The organism is Gallibacterium genomosp. 3 (assembly GCF_001678475.1).
Lineage (GTDB): Bacteria > Pseudomonadota > Gammaproteobacteria > Enterobacterales > Pasteurellaceae > Gallibacterium > Gallibacterium faecale.
Map to the genome: position 1 here is coordinate 39,538 of NZ_JTJR01000025.1, position 18,314 is coordinate 57,851.

The window sequence follows — 18,314 nt, forward strand, 5'->3', positions numbered from 1 at the left end:
TTTTATTCTTGAGTTTTTAGTGTGTCAACTTCAGCAAGTGAAGCAATATCGTTCACTGCAACAGATTGAATATTGGCACTAATACGTTTATTTAAACCAGTTAATACTTTATTTGGACCAATTTCAAAGGCTAATTCGATACCTTGTTGTTCCATCTTTTCTACTGTTTCTGTCCAACGAACAGGATTATAAAGTTGGCGAACTAATGCATTACGGATAGCATCAGGATCTGTTTCTGATTTGACATCTACATTATTAATAACTGCAGTTTGTGGTTGTTTAAAAGAGATAGAGGCTAGCGCAACAGCAAGTTGATCAGCCGCTGGCTTCATTAAAGCACAATGTGATGGTACGCTAACCGCTAAAGGTAAGGCGCGTTTTGCCCCAGCTTCTTTACATAGTGTTGCAGCACGTTCAACGGCAGCTTTATTTCCTGCGATAACCACTTGACCTGGTGAATTAAAGTTTACTGCTGAAACTACTTCCCCTTGAGCGGCTTGTTCACAAGCTTGGATAATTTTTTCATTATCTAAACCAATGATGGCATACATTGCACCTGTTCCTTCTGGTACAGCTTGTTGCATTAATTTGCCACGTAATTGTACTAACTGAATAGCATCTTGGAAATCAATGACGCCAGCACACACTAATGCAGAATATTCACCTAGACTATGTCCAGCCATAACAGAAGGTGTTAATTCTGGATATTGTTGTTGCCAAACACGGAAAATAGCAACAGACGCTGCGAGTAGAGCAGGCTGAGTACGCCAAGTTTTATTCAATTCTTCGGCACTGCCTTGCTGAACTAATGCCCAAAGATCATAATCAAGTACTTCGGAAGCTTGTTGGAATGTTTGTTCAACGATTGGATATTGAGTTGCTAATTCGGCAAGCATTCCAATTGCTTGAGAACCTTGACCAGGAAAAACCATTGCAAATTTTTTCATGATATAACCTTTGTTAATTTTAAAAATTCATTAATAACGAATGAGGGCTGAACCCCAAGTTAAGCCACCACCAAATGCTTCGAGCAATAAAAGTTGTCCTCGTTGGATTCTACCATCTCTTACAGCTTCATCCAGTGCGGTTGGAATACTTGCCGCAGAGGTATTACCATGGCGATCTAATGTCACTACCACTTGGGAAAGATCCATATTTAATTTTTTTGCGGTAGCAGAAATAATGCGAAGATTAGCTTGATGAGGCACTAACCAATCAATTTGTTCCTTTTCAAGTTGATTTGCTTGTAAGGTTTCTTCAACAACATTTGCTAATTCACGTACAGCAATTTTAAATGTTTCATTACCTTGCATCGTTAAATATTCAGGCGTTTCGGCATTAGGCAAATTAATTGGTAATGAGAGAATACCGGAATCTTTACCACTCGCGTGTAGATGTGTTGAAATAATACCTTGTTGGTCAGAAGCTTCTAAAATTACCGCACCGGCACCATCACCAAACAAAATAACAGTACCTCTATCTTGTTCATCTAAGCGGCGAGATAATAAGTCTGAACCAATAACTAATGCTTTCTTTACTTTACCTGTACGAATAAATTGATCAGCAACACTGAGAGCATAGACGAAGCCAGAACAAGCAGCAGCGAGATCAAAACTGATCGCATCTTCAATATTTAATAATTGCTGAATTTGACAAGCTGCACTCGGAAATGCATGAGAACTACTTGTCGTTGCTACCAAGATTAAGTCAATTTCATTGACATCAATATTGGCAACCACTAAGCACTGTTTTGCTGCTTCATATCCCATAGTGGCAACAGTTTCATTGGCTGCTGCGATACGGCGCTCTTTAATACCTGTACGTACTGAGATCCACTCGTCGGAAGTATCGACCATTTTTTCTAAGTCGGCATTTGTTCTAATTTGTTGCGGAAGGTAACTACCTGTCGCTAAAATTCTGCTATACATAATTATCTCGTCATATGAAAAATTGTCGGAAATATTATCGTAATTTTATGGATAATCAAAAGATTTGTTACTGTCTATGACAAACTCTTAAGAATTTTTTCTGGAATATTTTTATTCACTTGGAAAATAGCGTGTTCAATAGCATTGGCGAATGCATCACTATTTGAACTGCCATGACTCTTCACAATTACTGATTGTAAACCTAATAAAGAGGCACCACTGTGTTTATCTGGATTAAACGATTGTAATTGTTGATATTTATCTTTTAATAAATGGCGAAGAATTCGATGTAACCAAGCTGTACACCATTTAGGTTGAGATTGGGCATTATCTTTTAATAGATGGATAATATTTTTTGCCGTACCTTCTAAGGTCTTTAATGCAATATTACCGTTAAAACCGTCTGCCACAATGACATCTGCAACATGGTTTAATAGCTGATCGCCTTCAATAAATCCTACATAATTGAGATCGATTGACTGTTCAAGCTGCTGTGCGGCTTGTCGAATATGGGGTAAACCCTTAATTGCCTCAATTCCAATATTTAATAGGGCTATTCTTGGATAGACTAAATCCAATATATTTTCAGCAAAAATACTGCCCATTTTGGCAAATTGACATAACATTTCTGCACTGACTTCTGTATTCGCACCAAGATCAAGCATAACGGTATGATGTCCATTGATGGTAGGAATAAGAGATGTTAATGCAGGACGTTGAATCCCTGGAATAGGCTGAATAAGGATTTTGGATAATCCCATTAAAGCACCCGTATTCCCAGCACTTACACAAGCAACAGCATTATTTTTTTGTACCGCTTCAATCGCTAAACGTAAAGAAGTTCCTTTGCTATAACGTAATGCTTGAGAAATAGGGGTATCTGAATAAATTTGCCTACTACAATGATGAATTGTAATGCGCTCAGAAAGCGAGTGGTTTGATGTTGGCAGATATTGCTGAATTTCAGTGTGATCACCGAAAAAAAGAAATCTTAGCGTTGGATGCTTTTCCAACACTTGGATGGCAGCTGGGACAGTAATACGGGGACCAAAGTCCCCGCCCATCATATCTAACGCAATGGTTAGACTCAATTGATTACCTTTTGACGAAAATTATTTAATTTTACGACCACGGTAGTAACCATCAGCAGTAACATGATGGCGTAAATGAGTAGCACCAGTTTCTTTATCGATTGAAACTGCAGCAGTTGTTAACGCGTCATGTGAACGGCGCATATCACGTCTTGAACGAGATTTTTTATTCTGTTGAACAGCCATTGGCTATACTCCTAACTATTTTTGCTTCTTTAAACTAGCTAACACAGCGAACGGGTTTGGTTTCTTTGCCAATTCTTCTGGCAATTCTCCAAAGACCTGTTCATCCTCGGACACTTCACAGTGTTCTGGTTCATGCATTGGAACCAATGGAAGAGAAAGGAGAAGTTCATCTTCAATCACTCCCAATAAATCTATTTCCCCAAAATCATTAAGTTCGATTGGTTCATAAATTTCAGGTAACACATCAGCCTGATCCATGTTAGACACTGGACTGTAATTAAAAGTGCATGATAAATGATATGGAAAAGGTGTTCCGCAACGCTGGCATTCCAACATTACATCAACCGTTGCTTTCCCTTGCATCACAACCAATTTTTGTGGGTCGATTGCAAATGTAAGTTCAGCTTCAACATCATTTAGCACTTGATTAACCGCATCTTTTAAACGCACTAATTGAGCCTGAGAGTAGTGGCCCTCATAGTTCAAACGTCTTTGTGCTGATTTAATCGGATCGACGGTTAAGGGTAGTTTTACCTTTTTCATAGGGTGCAAATATTAACGTTAGATCCAACAATAGTCAAAGGAATTACAGCTTTTTTTATAAGTTTTTCGCTAAAAAGAGAGTTTCATAATTGAAGAAAAATTGCTAATCCAGCTTGAAAATTGCAGAATAGGCATAACTTGTTATAATCCGCAGTTCATCAGCAAGATGAATGACTTTTTCATGACTTAGAGAGAGGAAATTCCATTTGGACAAGACGATAACTTATTTCGATAAATTAAAAGTGGCATTCCATTATGTATTACCACAATTTTTAGTAACTCGTGTAGCAGGATGGTTAGCAGAGAAGCAATGGGGGGCTGTAACACATGCGATTATTCGCCTGTTCATAAAAAAATATCGTATTAATATGCAAGAAGCCTTGTATTCTGATGCGAAAGATTATGTTTCTTTTAACCAATTTTTTATTCGTCCGTTAAGAGATGGTGTACGCCCGATTAATCAGGATCCAGACGGTTTATGTTTGCCAGCAGATGGACGTGTTAGTCAATTAGGTACGATTGAAGAAGATCGTTTAATTCAGGCAAAAGGACATTATTTCAATTTAACAGATTTGTTGGCGGGTGATTTTGAGTTGAGTGAGCGATTCAAAAATGGTCAATTTATTACAACCTACTTATCGCCAAGAGATTATCATCGTGTACATATGCCTTGTGCGGGAACATTACGTCAAATGATTTATGTTCCTGGCGAACTTTATTCTGTGAATCCATTTTTAGCAGAACACATTCCACACTTATTTTCGCGTAATGAACGGGGTATTTGTGTGTTTGAAACAGAATTTGGACCAATGGTACAAATTTTAGTTGGTGCAACAATTACAGCGAGTATTAGTACAGTTTGGGCTGGCGTTATTAATCCTCCACGCCCAGGAGAAATTCAAACTTGGCATTATCCTGCTCAAGGGGAATCAGGTGCAATTTCTTTAGAGAAAGGACAAGAAATGGGCGCATTCCGTTTAGGTTCTACAGTTATTAACCTGTTTGCACCAAATCAAGTTGAATTTGCCCCTTATTTACATCAGGATACTGCTGTTCGTATGGGTGAATTACTCGCACATAAAGTAAAATAAACTTTTAATTAAGAAGGAAATTTCATGTCACAACAATTTTTTGAACAAGTTTCATTAGATAGCGTAGAAGCAAAAGGAAGTTATGGTATTGGTTTGCAGATTGGACAACAATTATTAGCAAGTCAATTAGATGTTGAAGCGACTGCCATTGCGAAAGGAATTTTTGATGTATTAAATCAAAATGCAACCGCATTAGATCAACAACAATTAGCTGAAGCAATTCAACAATTACAACAACGTGTAGAAGAAAAACAACAATTATTGTTTAAAGAAATTGAAGAAGCAGGTAAAGCATTTTTAGCTGAAAATCGCCAACATAAAGATGTGGTTGAAACCGAAAGTGGCTTACAGTACCAAATTTTAACTAAAGGTGAAGGAAAGGTACCAGCTAAAACTGATAAAGTTCGTGTGCACTACACTGGTTCATTAATTGACGGTACAGTATTCGATAGTTCAGTACAACGTGGCCAACCGGCTGAATTCCCAGTAAATGGTGTGATTGCTGGTTGGATTGAAGCATTGAGTATGATGCCGGTAGGTTCAAAATGGCGTTTAGTGATCCCTCACAATCTTGCTTATGGAGAACGTGGTGCAGGCGCATCAATTCCTCCATTTAGTACGCTAATTTTTGAAGTGGAATTATTAGATATTCTTTAATTAATAGATATGAATGATAAGATATTATATATTGTAGCCACAGAATTTCAGTTATTAACAGTATTAAATCTTCATATTAATAGAAATATATTAAGAAAAGCTGACTTATTGTTAATTACATCCTCTTTTGCAAATATACAAGGGATTTTAGATAGGTTAGAAAAGGAAAATATATTTGAGCATATCTTCTCTAGTAATATGATAAATATTAATAGTTTGAAGACAGTTATTGGTAAAGTATATAATATCTTTTTTCAGAGTTTTCTTTCCTCATCATATTATTTTAATGTTAATAATAAAATTTTTAATATCTCAAATTATCTTGATATTTATTGTTGGCATGAACCTTTTATAAAATTATTCAATACCATTCCACTAAAAAATAGGAATAAACTACAAAATAGAATAAATCTTCATCGTTTTGATGAGGGGACAGCGTCTTATCTCCCAGCATTATTAAATAAATATAATGTAGATGAGATACATTTATATAATTCATTAGATGAAGTGATGTTTTGTCATCTGAAAGAAAAATATAAGAATATTAAAGCTAAGGCAGATATACCTAAATTATCTTTTTATGATACTGCATTCTTGTCATTATTAAAAAGAATCTTTAAATATGAGTCAGATAGTTTTTTATTCAGCAAAAATAGTATTTTATTCTTTGAACAACCTTATAGTTCCCAAGAAATTATTGATTTTATATCAAGATATTTAAGCTTAATATCTAAGCTCATTAAAGAGCTAAACCAAGATATTCCTATATATGTAAAAAAACATCCTAGATCTGGATTAGGAAAAATTAATTATTATGAATTAGGTTGGACTGTAATTGATAATTATATTCCTATAGGTGTTCCTTGGGAACTTGCATTATTAACAAAATCTAGAAAAAATACAAATTCTTTACTATTGCTTAGTTTAAGCTCTACAGCAGTTTTTAGTCATAAATTATATTTTAAGGATAGTATAAATATCCATTGTTGTTTATTAGCTAATTTGGTAAAAAATTGTGAACTACAATTATCTTATAGTAATAAAATTAGTGAGGAATTGATGTTACTAATTAACTCAATTTCTTTAAGATATCCAGATATATTTATTCCAGATACTACCAGAGAATTTGAAGAATATATTAAATTATGGTGTGATATTACACAGGAGGGGGAGTAATGGGTAAATATATAAATAATGACCGTATATTAGTTTTGATCCCAGCTAGAGGAGGGAGTAAAGGAATTCCTTTTAAAAATTTAGCATTAGTTGGAGATAAACCATTAATAGCTCATACTATTGAGGCAGCAAATAACTGCAATTTATCTATGTCTGTTATTGTTTCAACAGATAGTGAAGATATTGCAAAAATTGCTCTTAAATTTGGTGCTGAGGTGCCTTTTTTACGACCAACTCATTTAGCTCTAGATCATTCTCCAACGATAGAATCAGTAGTATATACAATAGAAAAATTAAAAAATATGGGGAGAACTTTTGATACTTTAATTTTATTACAACCAACGAGTCCATTAAGATCAGAAATTGATATATTATCAGCATTAAATTTATTTTACCAATCTAATAGGCAAGGAGTCGTTAGCGTATCTTTAGCTGATGTTAAACCAATTTTGTTGAGGACAATAAAAAGTAACTATTTATTGCCATTAATATCAACTTCTAGTAAAAGTAATAGTTCTATTCGTCGTCAAGATATGGAGGAAGTATATATTGTGAATGGTGCTATTTATATTAATAGTATTTCTGAAGTTGATTCAACATTAAGTTTTAATGATAACTCAATCCCATATATTATGCCTAGAGAACGTTCAATTGATATAGATACATTAGAGGATCTAGAAAAAGCGAGAGCGTTATTTAAAGTGGCTAATTAATTTTAATTAGTATTGTACTATTGTGAGTATTCAGTAAGAAATCGGCATAATAGACAAAAAGGTTGGTAAAAAGTGGGTTAAAGCTTTATAGTACAAGGCTTTAACTCATTTTTTCAGATATGAATAAAAAACGTGCCCACTTTGTCATTCATCAAAAATACAAAAGTATGGTTTTAAAAATAAACTTCAGAGTTATAAATGTATCACTTGCAATAAACTATTTACCTTAAAATCTAAATTAAATTCTAGCCAAATTTGGTTTGATTATTCTGTTGGAAAACAAACCTATCAGCAATTAGCCTATAAATATCATTGTTCAGTTAGAACTATTCAACGTCATATAGAGAAAGCCCCTAAATCCAGTTTAAATTCCCCACAAAATAACGCTCTTAATCTAATTATTGATACCACCTTCTTTCGTCGTGATTTTGGTGTATTGGTGTTAATCGATAGCTATTCAGCAAAAGTGGTTTATCACCAAATAGTCAAAACAGAAAAAGATATCTACTACAAGAAAGCCTTTAATCACTTAAGAGAAAAAGGCTATATCATTCAATCAATTACCTGTGATGGTCGACGAGGATTACTCAAAGATTTATGGGGCACACCAACGCAAATATGTCAATTTCACTTAGTGGCAATGGTAATGAGAACATTAAGGAAAAAACATTAATCTTCTGCAGGAAGGGAATTAAAAACGATTATAAAAACTTTAAAAAACAGTTCAAAAAATGAATTTTATTTAAAGATATACAACTGGAAAATAAAACATAAAACCTTTTTAGAGGAACGGTCAGATAAACCAAATGAAAAGGGAAAATATCCTTATAAACATAGGAATGTAAGAAGTGTTTTAGCGAGTATTAAACACTATTTTGAATATATTTTTACTTATGAAAAGTATCCTGAATTAAATATAGAAAAGACAACAAATCGAATAGAAGGATTATTTAAAGAACTTAAGGATAAATTACGTCCACATAGTGGTTTAACAAGAAAACATAAGATATTGTTTATACAGGATTTTTTAAATAAAAAGAGTAGGTAATTACTATTAAGAAATAATAAAACCAACCCTTTTGTCTAATAGAGGCATAGTTCAGCAAAATACCAACCTTTTTATCTACTATGCCAAGAAATCATGAATTAGTTAAAAAATCCTCACTTTATACTTAGATAAAATGAGGATAATTCATAAGATTAGTCTAGAGTCAGCCTAACGTTTCCAATTTTTTAGTGCGTCAGCAAATGCATTGCCCATAGAGGATGACTGAAAATTGGATCTTTTTGCTAGTCTATTTTTAGGTTCAGTCGTTGTAGAATGCGGTTTACCACTTTGTTCATTTAAACGCATAGTTAAGGCAATACGTTTACGATCTACTTCAACTTCTAAAACTTTTACTTTAACAATATCGCCAGTTTTTACCACATCGTGCGGATCTTCGACAAATTTTTCGCTCAATGATGAAATATGTACTAAGCCATCTTGATGCACACCAATATCGACGAAAGCACCGAAGTTAGTAACATTAGTAACAGTTCCTTCTAAGATCATACCCGGTTTCAGATCGCTAATTTGTTCCACACCTTCTAAGAAAGTTGCTGTTTTAAATTCACCACGTGGGTCACGTCCTGGTTTCTCTAGCTCTTTCAGAATGTCAGTCACAGTAGGTAAACCAAAACGTTCATCAGTAAATTGAGTCGCATTTAATTGACGGATTGCAGAAGTATTGCCCATTAATTCAGCAAGGGATTGATGGGTTGCTTGTAAAATTTTCTCTACCATAGGATAAGCTTCAGGGTGCACACTAGATGCATCAAGAGGATTATTACCATCAATAATTCGCATAAATCCAGCACATTGTTCAAAGGCTTTTGGCCCTAAACGTGGTACTTTCTTCAACTGTTCACGGTCGGTAAAACGCCCATTTTCATCACGATAAGCGACAATATTTTGTGCTAATGTTTTGCTCATTCCTGCTACTCGCGCTAGTAATGGCGCAGACGCAGTATTGAGATCAACGCCTACCGCATTTACACAATCCTCTACCACAGCATCTAATTTACGAGCTAATTGTGCTTGATTGACATCGTGTTGATATTGCCCTACACCAATTGCTTTTGGCTCAATTTTTACGAGTTCAGCAAGCGGGTCTTGTAGACGACGCGCAATCGAAACTGCACCACGCAAAGATACATCCAGTTGTGGAAATTCTTGTGCAGCAAATTCAGAGGCAGAATAGACAGACGCGCCTGCTTCACTAACAACCACTTTTTGTGCAGACCAATCAGGCTTCGCTTTGAGTAAAGTTGCAACAAAACGTTCAGTTTCACGAGAAGCCGTACCATTACCAATGGCGATCAGATCAACATGATATTTTTTTCCTAATTGATAAAGTGTTGCGGCAGCTTGTGCTTCTTGTCCGGTATGCGGATAGATAGTAGCGGTATCCAGCAATTTTCCTGTGTTATCAACGATTGCCACTTTTACACCAGTTCGTAAACCAGGATCTAATCCCATTGTATTTTTAGCCCCCGCTGGAGCAGCCATTAATAGTGCAAACAGATTTTTGGCAAAGACGTTAATTGCCTCTTCTTCAGCACGTTCACGCAATGCTGCCATTAACTCTGTTTCTAAATGTAAGGCAACTTTAATTTTCCACGTCCAGGAGATAACTTGTTGTCGCCAACTATCGGCAGGTTGCCCTGTGAATTGAATATTAAGGTGCTGACGGATAATCTCTTCACAGTAGCTAGCACTATTTTCTTCTTGTTCAGGATCAGCATTAAGCGATAATGTAAGAATGCCTTCATTCCTACCTCGTAACATTGCTAACGCCCGGTGTGATGGTACATTTTTCAGTAATTCGTGATGATCAAAATAGTCGCGGAATTTTTCGCCTTCATCCTCTTTTCCTGCAATCACTTTGGCAGTAATTTCCGCATTATTAGTGAGATAAGAACGTACTTTTGCCAATAGTTGTGCATCTTCAGCAAAACGTTCCATTAAGATATATCTTGCACCATCTAAAGCAGCTTTACTGTCAGCAATACCTTTGTCTGCGTTGATGTAATCTTGTGCTGTGGTTTCTGGGCGGTGATGTGGTTCATGCCAAAGGAGATCCGCAAGTGGTTCTAGCCCTGCTTCAATCGCAATTTGTCCACGAGTACGGCGTTTTGGTTTATAAGGCAGATAGAGATCTTCTAATTCCGTTTTACTTTGCGTATTTTCAATTGCTTGACGTAATTCATCTGTCAATTTGCCCTGTTCTTCAATAGATTTCAAAATGGTTTGGCGGCGATCATCTAATTCACGCAAATAGAGTAACCGCGTTTCAAAATGACGTAGTTGTGTATCATCTAAACCACCAGTAACCTCTTTACGATAACGAGCAATAAATGGAATGGTATTTCCTTCATCTAATAAGGTAATTGCGGCAAGAATTTGTTTACTTTGAACATTCAGTTCATCGGCAATAATTTGGCTAATAGTTTGGTTTAACATTGTATTTAATTATAGTTTAGTGTTTAGAAGTGAAAATAAATATATAGGATATTAGGTTGTATTCTAACTAATTTTATTTAAAATAAGAACAAGGAAATACCAAATATACTTTATTACTAAAATTAAAAAAGTATAAATTTAAACAATGAGGAATCATATTATGAAAAAAGTAATAGGGCGTTTAGTCAAGTGCTATGGGCTCGGCATGTTAGGTATTATAAGCTGTTATAGCTATGCAGCTACCACGATTTCGGGTGGGGGGGGGGATAGCGCTTCTCCGGATCAGACAGGAATTACTAGCTCAGGAGATAGCATTGCTCAGAATATAAGCTTTAAGATAAACTTGTATAATAGAGTTAATATAACATCAGGAACTGATATTAATAGTGTTGGAGATGCTTTAATATCAGGTGATTTTAAAGCAAGAGCTGGGAATAAGATTATCTTTCACAATAATCTAAAAGTACAAAATAATGCTCCGGGTAGAATTGCTGTTGGGAGAGGAATTGATATTAAGAATAGTTTTTTTGCATATCCGGGAGAATGGATTATTTCAGCTTATGTTGATGCAGATAAAGGATTGAAAGAAATGATGAATCGTACTATTACCGTCGGCGAGAATTGGTATGGTACAACAGGCACAATCGCTTCATTAGATGAAATTCCAGAATATGCTGCTGATAATAATATCTGGATTACATTACCAAATCAGCAATGGGATAATGGTAATAAAAATGATGATGGCTCTGTTGGGACATTAACAGGAATGACAATTAATGTTTCGGGCAAAGCATACGGTTATACTCGAATTCGATTACCAGAAGATAAATTATTAGGTGATATTTTTGATGAAAATGGAATTAGTAAATATTCACCACCAGTAGTCACTGTTGCCCAAGGTTCTTTTGTTTCCCCAGAAGATGAAACGCTAAATAATTTTGCTTTTTATGGTAAAGCAACAGTGAATGCAGAAAACAAGTTAGTTTATTTACGATTAGCGCCGGGAACAAATACTGCTGACAATGCTACAGCGCATTATGTATGGGGGTGGCTATATGATAATAATTCAAATAGTGGAAGTTATACGGAAGATACAGCCAGTATCTTATTTGCGCCTCAATTAAGCCAAGAGCTTGCGTTTTCCTCTATTGATCGTCGTCATAATCGTATTGGTGAAACTGATACTCGTGAAGGGAATACTTGGTTAAGATTACTTGGGCAAACTACAAAGCTAGGGTCTCATCAATTTAGAAGCAAATTATCTTCCGTTGGTATTCAGATCGGGCATGATTTGAAAAAAGAAAAAGTAGATGATGAGAATATGAGGCTCGGAGTTGTAGCCACTTACCAAGCTGCAAAAGCAAACTTTTATGATAACTTTTCAATAAACCCTTTAACCCTTACACCGCATTTTGCAAAAGTGGGTAAAGATTCAATTAATTTCTATTCTTTAGGTTTTTATCGAACTAAGGATCGTGATTGGGGATATACAGATTATGTTGGGCAAGTTTATTTAGCAGAGCATAATCTTAAGTCTGTTAATCAGACACGTGATAAGTTAAAAGCCTATGGAGTGAGTTTGAGCGCAGAAGTTGGCTATAATCTCTATCAGCGTAACGCTTGGTTGCTACAAGCTCAGGGGCAAGCGATTTATCAACTCAATCAAACAAATCTTATTTCTAATAAAGAATATCAAGTGTCTTATCATGATGATTCACAAATTCGTCTACGTGGTGGTATCAGACTAGAATATTCTAAATTCGCTAAAGATAGAGATAGTAAATTGTGGCTCACAGCGGATATTTTGAAGGATCTATTCCCAAATAATAAGGTAGGTATGGGAACTAGTCAGTTATCTCTTAATCTACCTAGAACATGGCTAGATATTGGTATCGGTGGAGATTGGGCAGTAGGTAAAGATCTTTATCTATATAGTGCATTACACAGAGAACTATCATGGCAAAGTCATTTATCTCGTTCTAATTTGAAAGGTAACTTAGGGGTTAAATATTTATTTTAATACTTTAAAAAAAGAATTTTTTCAGTTTTATTAATTCTAATAAGTAAGTAAACCTATAATAATGTTATTGTAGGTTTATTTTTTATTATGCCTTTTAATGCTTGTTTAATTTTCTTGCTCGTCAAAACAAGCATCGCTAATGTGAAAATATCGATCTCTATTTTTTAATAGATTGCATACTTTTATAATTATATCAATGGGATAAAATAATATTGTAATCAAGAGCAGGGCGAAAATATAATGGAATAAACTGAAATGCCTGTTGTTATTCTTGTAAGAAGATGAGTTTCAATTTGCTTTGGATCATTCAAAGAGTAATTAAGAATAATATAAGGAAAATATGTCGTATTTCGCATTGCTCTAAAGATTTTGGCTAAAGGGATCAGAATTTATAAACAGAATGTTACAACCAAGATATTTTTTATTAATTTAGTCGTTTCTTAAATTCAAATTTTAAAATGCTTTCTACTACGAGATAGAAGATAAAGCAATTCAAAGATTGATTTTTCTGGCAAAAACGGTAAAATTCTACAGCTTTTTATCTGAGATTTTTTTGTGTAAAAAAGCATCAATATGAAAAAAGCACTAAACGCCCCTACTTCGAACGGGGTTTTCTTTTTTTACTATCAATATTTTAGAGGAAGGTTATGGTAACCATTCGTTTATCTCGTGGCGGAGCTAAAAAACGCCCATTTTATCAAATTGTCGTTGCAGACAGCCGTTGCCCTCGTGATGGCCGTTTCATCGAACGTATTGGCTTTTTCAACCCAATCGCTGCTGGTAAAGCAGAACGTTTACGTATCGATTTAGATCGTGTAAATGAGTGGGTTGGTAAAGGTGCATCTTTATCTGATCGTGTTGCATCTTTAGTAAAAGAAGCTCAAAAAGCTGCTTAATTTAGAACAACGATGGGTGGTTAGAATGGAACAGCAAAAAATCGGTGTCGTAGGTAAACTTGGTTCGACTTATGGTATTCGAGGTTGGTTGCGTGTTTATTCTTCTACCGAATATGCAGAAAGCATTTTTGATTATCAACCGTGGTTTTTGAAAATTAAAAATCAATGGCAACCAGCAGAAATTGAAGGTTGGCGTTATCATAGTCAAGATTTGATTGTGAAATTAAAAGGTGTTGATAATCGGGAACACGCACAAACTTTAGCGAATATTGAAATTGGCGTTGATTTAAACCAACTTCCAGCATTAGATGATGGTGATTATTATTGGCATGATTTAATTGATTGCCAAGTGGTCAATTTACAAGGCTACCAAATGGGGCAAGTGATTGAATTGATGGAAACTGGATCTAATGATGTATTAGTCGTTAAAGCCAATGCTAAGGATGCTTTCAGTAAACAAGAGCGGTTAATTCCGTATATTGAAACAGTAGTTAAAAGAGTAGATCTCAGCACCAAAACAATTGAGGTGGACTGGGACGCTGGTTTCTAACCTCAGGAAGATCCTGTTGGCTTAATGAACATTGAGGTATCCGTATGTGGATTGGGGTAATTACACTTTTCCCAGAAATGTTTACAGCTATTACAGAATTTGGGGTAACAAGTAGAGCCATAAAGCATAATCTGCTGCAAGTAAATTGTTGGAATCCAAGAGATTTCACCCACGATAAACATAAGACGGTAGATGACCGCCCTTATGGTGGAGGCCCTGGGATGTTGATGATGGTACAGCCATTAAGAGATGCAATCCATGCGGCAAAAGCAGAAGCAGGTGAAGGTGCTAAGGTGATTTATCTCTCACCGCAAGGACGTAAATTAAATCAAGCTGGCGTTGAACAGCTCGCTAAAAATCAAAAAATGATTTTGGTTTGTGGGCGTTATGAAGGCATCGATGAACGTTTGATAGAAACCGAAATTGATGAAGAATGGTCAGTTGGTGATTACGTATTGACTGGGGGAGAGCTGCCAGCAATGACATTAATTGATGCAGTATCACGTTTTGTACCAGGTGTATTAGGCAAACAAGCTTCAGCGGAGGAAGATTCTTTTGCTGATGGATTATTAGATTGCCCACACTACACACGACCTGAAGTGCTTGATGGTATGACAGTACCGCCAGTATTGATGTCTGGCAATCACGAAGAAATTCGTAAATGGCGATTAAAGCAGTCGTTAAAACGAACGTGGTTACGCAGACCTGAGCTATTAGAAAGCCTAGCTCTGACTGACGAACAAAGGTTGCTGTTACAACAAGCTCAACAAGAGCAACAACAGCAAAAGAAATAGATTCAGTTACATCTAGGAATAAGGTAATTTATTATGAGTAACATTATTAAACAACTTGAACAAGAACAATTAAAACAAAACGTACCTAGCTTCCGTCCAGGTGACACATTAGAAGTTAAAGTATGGGTTGTTGAAGGTAGTAAAAGACGTCTGCAAGCGTTCGAAGGCGTGGTTATTGCAATTCGTAACCGTGGCTTGCATTCAGCATTTACCTTACGTAAGATCTCTAACGGTATTGGTGTTGAGCGTGTTTTCCAAACTCACTCACCAGTTGTTGACAGCATCGTAGTTAAACGTAAAGGTGCCGTTCGTAAAGCTAAACTTTACTACTTACGTGAACGTAGTGGTAAGTCTGCACGTATTAAAGAACGTTTAAACTAATCGATTCTTTCTCTAAAGCCCTTGTTTTAACAAGGGCTTTTTTTATAGTTTTTTAATAAGAAATAAACATAGGGGTATGACTAATGGGGTCTTGGTGAATTTCACCATGTAATGAAAATACTTGTTCTAATAAATTAGTTGTCATCACGTGATTAGGCGTTCCTTCAGCAATTAATTTTCCTTGTTTTAATACAATAAGGTGATCGCAGTAACGACTTGCCTGATTTAAATCATGGAGAACAGTAATAATTGTTTTTCCCTTTGTTTTTTCGGATTGCATAATATTCATTAATTCTGTTTGATGATTGAGATCAAGATAAGTAGTTGGTTCATCAAGTAAGAGAATGGGGGCATCTTGAGCTAGAGCCATTGCTAAAAAAGCTCGTTGTTTTTGCCCTCCGGATAGATCCGTCACTAATCGATCTGCAAGAGGTATTAATTGGGTAATTTCCATTGCCTCTTCAACTTTTTCATGATCTTCTTTTTTTAATTTACCCCATAAATTTAAATAGGGACTTCTACCATAGCTAATAAGCGCTTTTACACTTATGCCTTCAGGAATAATATGATGTTGGGGGAGAATGGCTAATTGTTGTGAAAATTGATTCGCACTATATTGCCAAATATTTTTATTATGAAGTAATACTTCGCCCTGTTGAGCAGGCAGGAGTCTAGCAAGACTTTTTAATAGAGTTGATTTACCACATCCATTAGGACCAATCAAAGCTGTGATTTTATTATCAGGAAAATTTACTCTTAAATTGTCCAAGATCGTGGTTTTACCATAACCAACAGTAAGCTGATGTGTCGAAAGTTGCATTATTTATTTTTTCCTAATTAATAATAAAAAGAAATAAGGTGCGCCAATAATTGCAGTGAGTATTCCTGCAGGGAGTTCAATTGGTGGAGCAAGTGTTCTTGCAATAATGTCTGCAAGTTGTAACAAAATTGCACCTATTAATATTGAAGCTGGAATTAAAATATGATGATGACCCCCAAATAATTTTCGTGCCATATGAGGTGCAATTAACCCTAAAAAAGCAATTGGCCCACACACAGCCACTGCTGTTGCAGAAATAGCGACAGCAATTAATAAAGTAACCAGCTGAATATGCTGTACATTAACACCAAGATTATTTGCTTTTTCTTCACCAAGGCTAAGAATATTGAGATGTTTTCCAAGTAGTAAACTTGCAGGTAATAATATCAATAACCAAGGTAGAGCAATATAAACAAAATCCCAACTTCTTCCCCATAAACTTCCTGTTAGCCAGAGCATAGCTAAGTTAATTTCAAGCGGTCTAGCCAGCATAATGTAGTGGGTGATTGCTGCATATAATGCAGAAAGCGCAATCCCAATTAATGCCATTTTTAAGGTAGAGAAGCGATAACCACAAAGAAACCAAAGGATAATAAAAGCAATAAAACCAGCAATAAATGTAATTGGTGGTAACCAATAGATTGAAAGGGTTGGAAAGAAAGATAAAACAATAACGGCAGCCATCCCAGCTGCATTGTTAATTCCCAGAATTTCAGGTGAAGCTAAAGGATTTCTTATAATTGCTTGTACTAAGGTTCCAGATAAGGCTAAAGCACCCCCTAAGAAAATTGCGAGTAATGCACGAGGTAAACGATATTCTATTAAAGTGAAATGATCTTTACTTTCTGTATTTATTAACGCAGAAAAGATATTCGATAATGAGAGTGTATAGGTACCAAATATTAAGCTAATAATGAACAGCAAGAAAACAATAGTGAGTAATAGTAGAAGATAATAAGGAGACAGTTTCATTATTGCTTCCCTCTAGCGATCCATACAAAGAAAGGCGCTCCAATCAGTGCCAAAATTGCGCCAGCGGGCAATTCATTTGGGAAGGTGATAGCACGAGCAATAATATCTGCGACTAGCATTAGAATAGCGCCAAATAACATAGTTATTGGTAATGATTTACGCAGGTCATAACCAATCCAATAGCGAGCTAGGTGTGGAATAAGTAATCCAATAAAGGCAAATGGTCCTGCAACACTAACACAAGCACCAATTAAACATAATGCACATAAATTAATAAGAATTCTTAATTGTGTAAGGTTAATACCAAGTGATGTTGCGGTTTCATCACTTAAGCTGAGAATGTTTAATTTATTGGCTATGCTCATACTAATTAGAATTGCAGGGAGTACAAATGGCAATAAATTCCATACAGCTTCCCAGCGAATATGTCCAACACCTCCTGCTAGCCAACTCATTACACCATAAGCGTTATCTTCAGATAATATTAGTGTTAATTTGGTGAGGGCAGCACATAGCATAGAAACAGCAATTCCAGCAAGAACAATACGGCTTCGTTCAATGTTACCACTCCAACCGGCGCTAATTAGCATAACTAATAGCCAACTTAAACCACCACCAACTGCTGCAACAAAGCTGATACTATAAGTCGATATCATTGCAGGATTAATTGCTGTCGCAATTACCATAGCTAAAGATGCGCCAGAATTGATCCCTAATAGCGAGGGGGAGGCAAGAGGATTGCGGGTAATGCTTTGTAATAATGCACCAGCAAGGCTAAGTGAAGCACCAATTAATATTGCACAAATACTACGTGGTAAGCGTAGGTTAGTTATTGTAATGTTAGCAATTGTATTATTTGTATGGGCAAATAGTGCTTGCACTGCATCAGTAGCGGAAACATTCAAAGGGTAAAATAAAAAAAGGCTAGCCCAGAATAGGAGTAATAATAAAAATATAGGGCTTAGCCAACGATAGATTAAATAACGCATAG

At 35.7% G+C, this 18,314-nt stretch carries 17 protein-coding genes and 2 pseudogenes; 10 read left to right on the top strand and 9 right to left on the bottom strand.

The genetic code is table 11. The annotated features are described in order from the left end of the window. Positions 1 to 2: 2 nt before the first annotated feature. The 5 genes from fabD to yceD all read right to left on the bottom strand — a co-directional run bounded on the left by fabD (position 3) and on the right by yceD (position 3,748). Positions 3 to 947 (bottom strand): ACP S-malonyltransferase, encoded by a 945-nt coding sequence (gene fabD / locus QV06_RS06280; protein WP_065237393.1) that lies wholly within the window; start codon positions 945 to 947, stop codon positions 3 to 5. Between the two features lie 30 nt (positions 948 to 977). Next, positions 978 to 1,928, bottom strand: coding sequence for a beta-ketoacyl-ACP synthase III (locus tag QV06_RS06285; protein WP_065237394.1), 951 nt, complete (start codon positions 1,926 to 1,928; stop codon positions 978 to 980). Positions 1,929 to 2,002: 74 nt separating this feature from the next. Further along, positions 2,003 to 3,019, bottom strand: coding sequence for a phosphate acyltransferase PlsX (plsX, locus tag QV06_RS06290; protein ID WP_082985054.1), 1,017 nt, complete (start codon positions 3,017 to 3,019; stop codon positions 2,003 to 2,005). 21 nt (positions 3,020 to 3,040) lie between these two features. Next, positions 3,041 to 3,205, bottom strand: coding sequence for a 50S ribosomal protein L32 (rpmF, locus tag QV06_RS06295; protein WP_013745784.1), 165 nt, complete (start codon positions 3,203 to 3,205; stop codon positions 3,041 to 3,043). Positions 3,206 to 3,220: 15 nt separating this feature from the next. Next, entirely contained in the window at positions 3,221 to 3,748 is a 528-nt protein-coding gene (yceD, locus tag QV06_RS06300; RefSeq protein ID WP_065237395.1) for a 23S rRNA accumulation protein YceD, read from the bottom strand. 206 nt (positions 3,749 to 3,954) lie between these two features. Between yceD and asd the strand changes: the two genes are divergently transcribed. From asd to QV06_RS12190, 5 genes and pseudogenes are all read left to right on the top strand, one after another. Then, the gene (gene asd, locus QV06_RS06305) at positions 3,955 to 4,839 is read left to right on the top strand and encodes an archaetidylserine decarboxylase (RefSeq protein ID WP_065237396.1); all 885 of its coding nucleotides are present in this window, start codon (positions 3,955 to 3,957) and stop codon (positions 4,837 to 4,839) included. A 24-nt stretch (positions 4,840 to 4,863) separates the two neighbouring features. Then, positions 4,864 to 5,496: an FKBP-type peptidyl-prolyl cis-trans isomerase gene (locus tag QV06_RS06310; protein WP_065237397.1), complete on the top strand. Its 633-nt coding sequence runs from the start codon at positions 4,864 to 4,866 to the stop codon at positions 5,494 to 5,496. A 9-nt stretch (positions 5,497 to 5,505) separates the two neighbouring features. Beyond that, complete coding sequence (locus QV06_RS06315; protein WP_065237398.1) at positions 5,506 to 6,672, top strand: polysialyltransferase family glycosyltransferase; 1,167 nt, start codon at positions 5,506 to 5,508, stop codon at positions 6,670 to 6,672. Continuing rightward, a complete protein-coding gene (locus QV06_RS06320; protein ID WP_065237399.1) occupies positions 6,672 to 7,385 on the top strand; it encodes a cytidylyltransferase domain-containing protein in 714 nt (237 codons plus the stop codon). The genes QV06_RS06315 and QV06_RS06320 overlap by 1 nt, the downstream gene beginning before the upstream one ends. A 142-nt stretch (positions 7,386 to 7,527) precedes the next feature. Then, positions 7,528 to 8,058 (top strand): annotated as a pseudogene (locus QV06_RS12190) (IS256 family transposase, variant Zn-binding type); the annotation flags it as partial. Positions 8,059 to 8,720: 662 nt separating this feature from the next. On the opposite strand, the pseudogene QV06_RS06325 reads toward QV06_RS12190, so the two are convergent. Beyond that, positions 8,721 to 10,890: pseudogene (locus tag QV06_RS06325) on the bottom strand (Tex family protein); the annotation flags it as partial. A gap of 160 nt (positions 10,891 to 11,050) precedes the next feature. Between QV06_RS06325 and QV06_RS06330 the strand changes: the two are divergent. The 5 genes from QV06_RS06330 to rplS all read left to right on the top strand — a co-directional run bounded on the left by QV06_RS06330 (position 11,051) and on the right by rplS (position 15,531). Beyond that, complete coding sequence (locus tag QV06_RS06330) at positions 11,051 to 12,910, top strand: autotransporter domain-containing protein (RefSeq protein ID WP_065237401.1); 1,860 nt, start codon at positions 11,051 to 11,053, stop codon at positions 12,908 to 12,910. A gap of 647 nt (positions 12,911 to 13,557) precedes the next feature. Further along, positions 13,558 to 13,806, top strand: coding sequence for a 30S ribosomal protein S16 (gene rpsP, locus QV06_RS06335; RefSeq protein WP_065234646.1), 249 nt, complete (start codon positions 13,558 to 13,560; stop codon positions 13,804 to 13,806). Between the two features lie 25 nt (positions 13,807 to 13,831). Next, positions 13,832 to 14,356, top strand: coding sequence for a ribosome maturation factor RimM (gene rimM / locus QV06_RS06340; RefSeq protein ID WP_065237402.1), 525 nt, complete (start codon positions 13,832 to 13,834; stop codon positions 14,354 to 14,356). Between the two features lie 44 nt (positions 14,357 to 14,400). After that, on the top strand, positions 14,401 to 15,150 hold the full coding sequence (gene trmD, locus QV06_RS06345; RefSeq protein WP_065237403.1) for a tRNA (guanosine(37)-N1)-methyltransferase TrmD: 750 nt from the start codon (positions 14,401 to 14,403) through the stop codon (positions 15,148 to 15,150). A 33-nt stretch (positions 15,151 to 15,183) separates the two neighbouring features. Further along, a complete protein-coding gene (rplS, locus tag QV06_RS06350) occupies positions 15,184 to 15,531 on the top strand; it encodes a 50S ribosomal protein L19 (RefSeq protein WP_065237404.1) in 348 nt (115 codons plus the stop codon). 52 nt (positions 15,532 to 15,583) lie between these two features. Here the strand turns inward: rplS and fecE are convergent, their stop codons facing one another. The 3 genes from fecE to fecC are packed head-to-tail and all read right to left on the bottom strand — an operon-like array spanning position 15,584 to position 18,312. Then, positions 15,584 to 16,351, bottom strand: a complete 768-nt coding sequence (gene fecE, locus QV06_RS06355) for a Fe(3+) dicitrate ABC transporter ATP-binding protein FecE (RefSeq protein WP_065237405.1) — start codon at positions 16,349 to 16,351, stop codon at positions 15,584 to 15,586. 3 nt (positions 16,352 to 16,354) lie between these two features. Next, complete coding sequence (gene fecD, locus QV06_RS06360; protein WP_065237406.1) at positions 16,355 to 17,323, bottom strand: Fe(3+) dicitrate ABC transporter permease subunit FecD; 969 nt, start codon at positions 17,321 to 17,323, stop codon at positions 16,355 to 16,357. Continuing rightward, positions 17,323 to 18,312: an iron-dicitrate ABC transporter permease FecC gene (fecC, locus tag QV06_RS06365; protein WP_065237407.1), complete on the bottom strand. Its 990-nt coding sequence runs from the start codon at positions 18,310 to 18,312 to the stop codon at positions 17,323 to 17,325. Before fecC ends, fecD begins: the two co-directional genes overlap by 1 nt. Positions 18,313 to 18,314 lie beyond the last annotated feature (2 nt).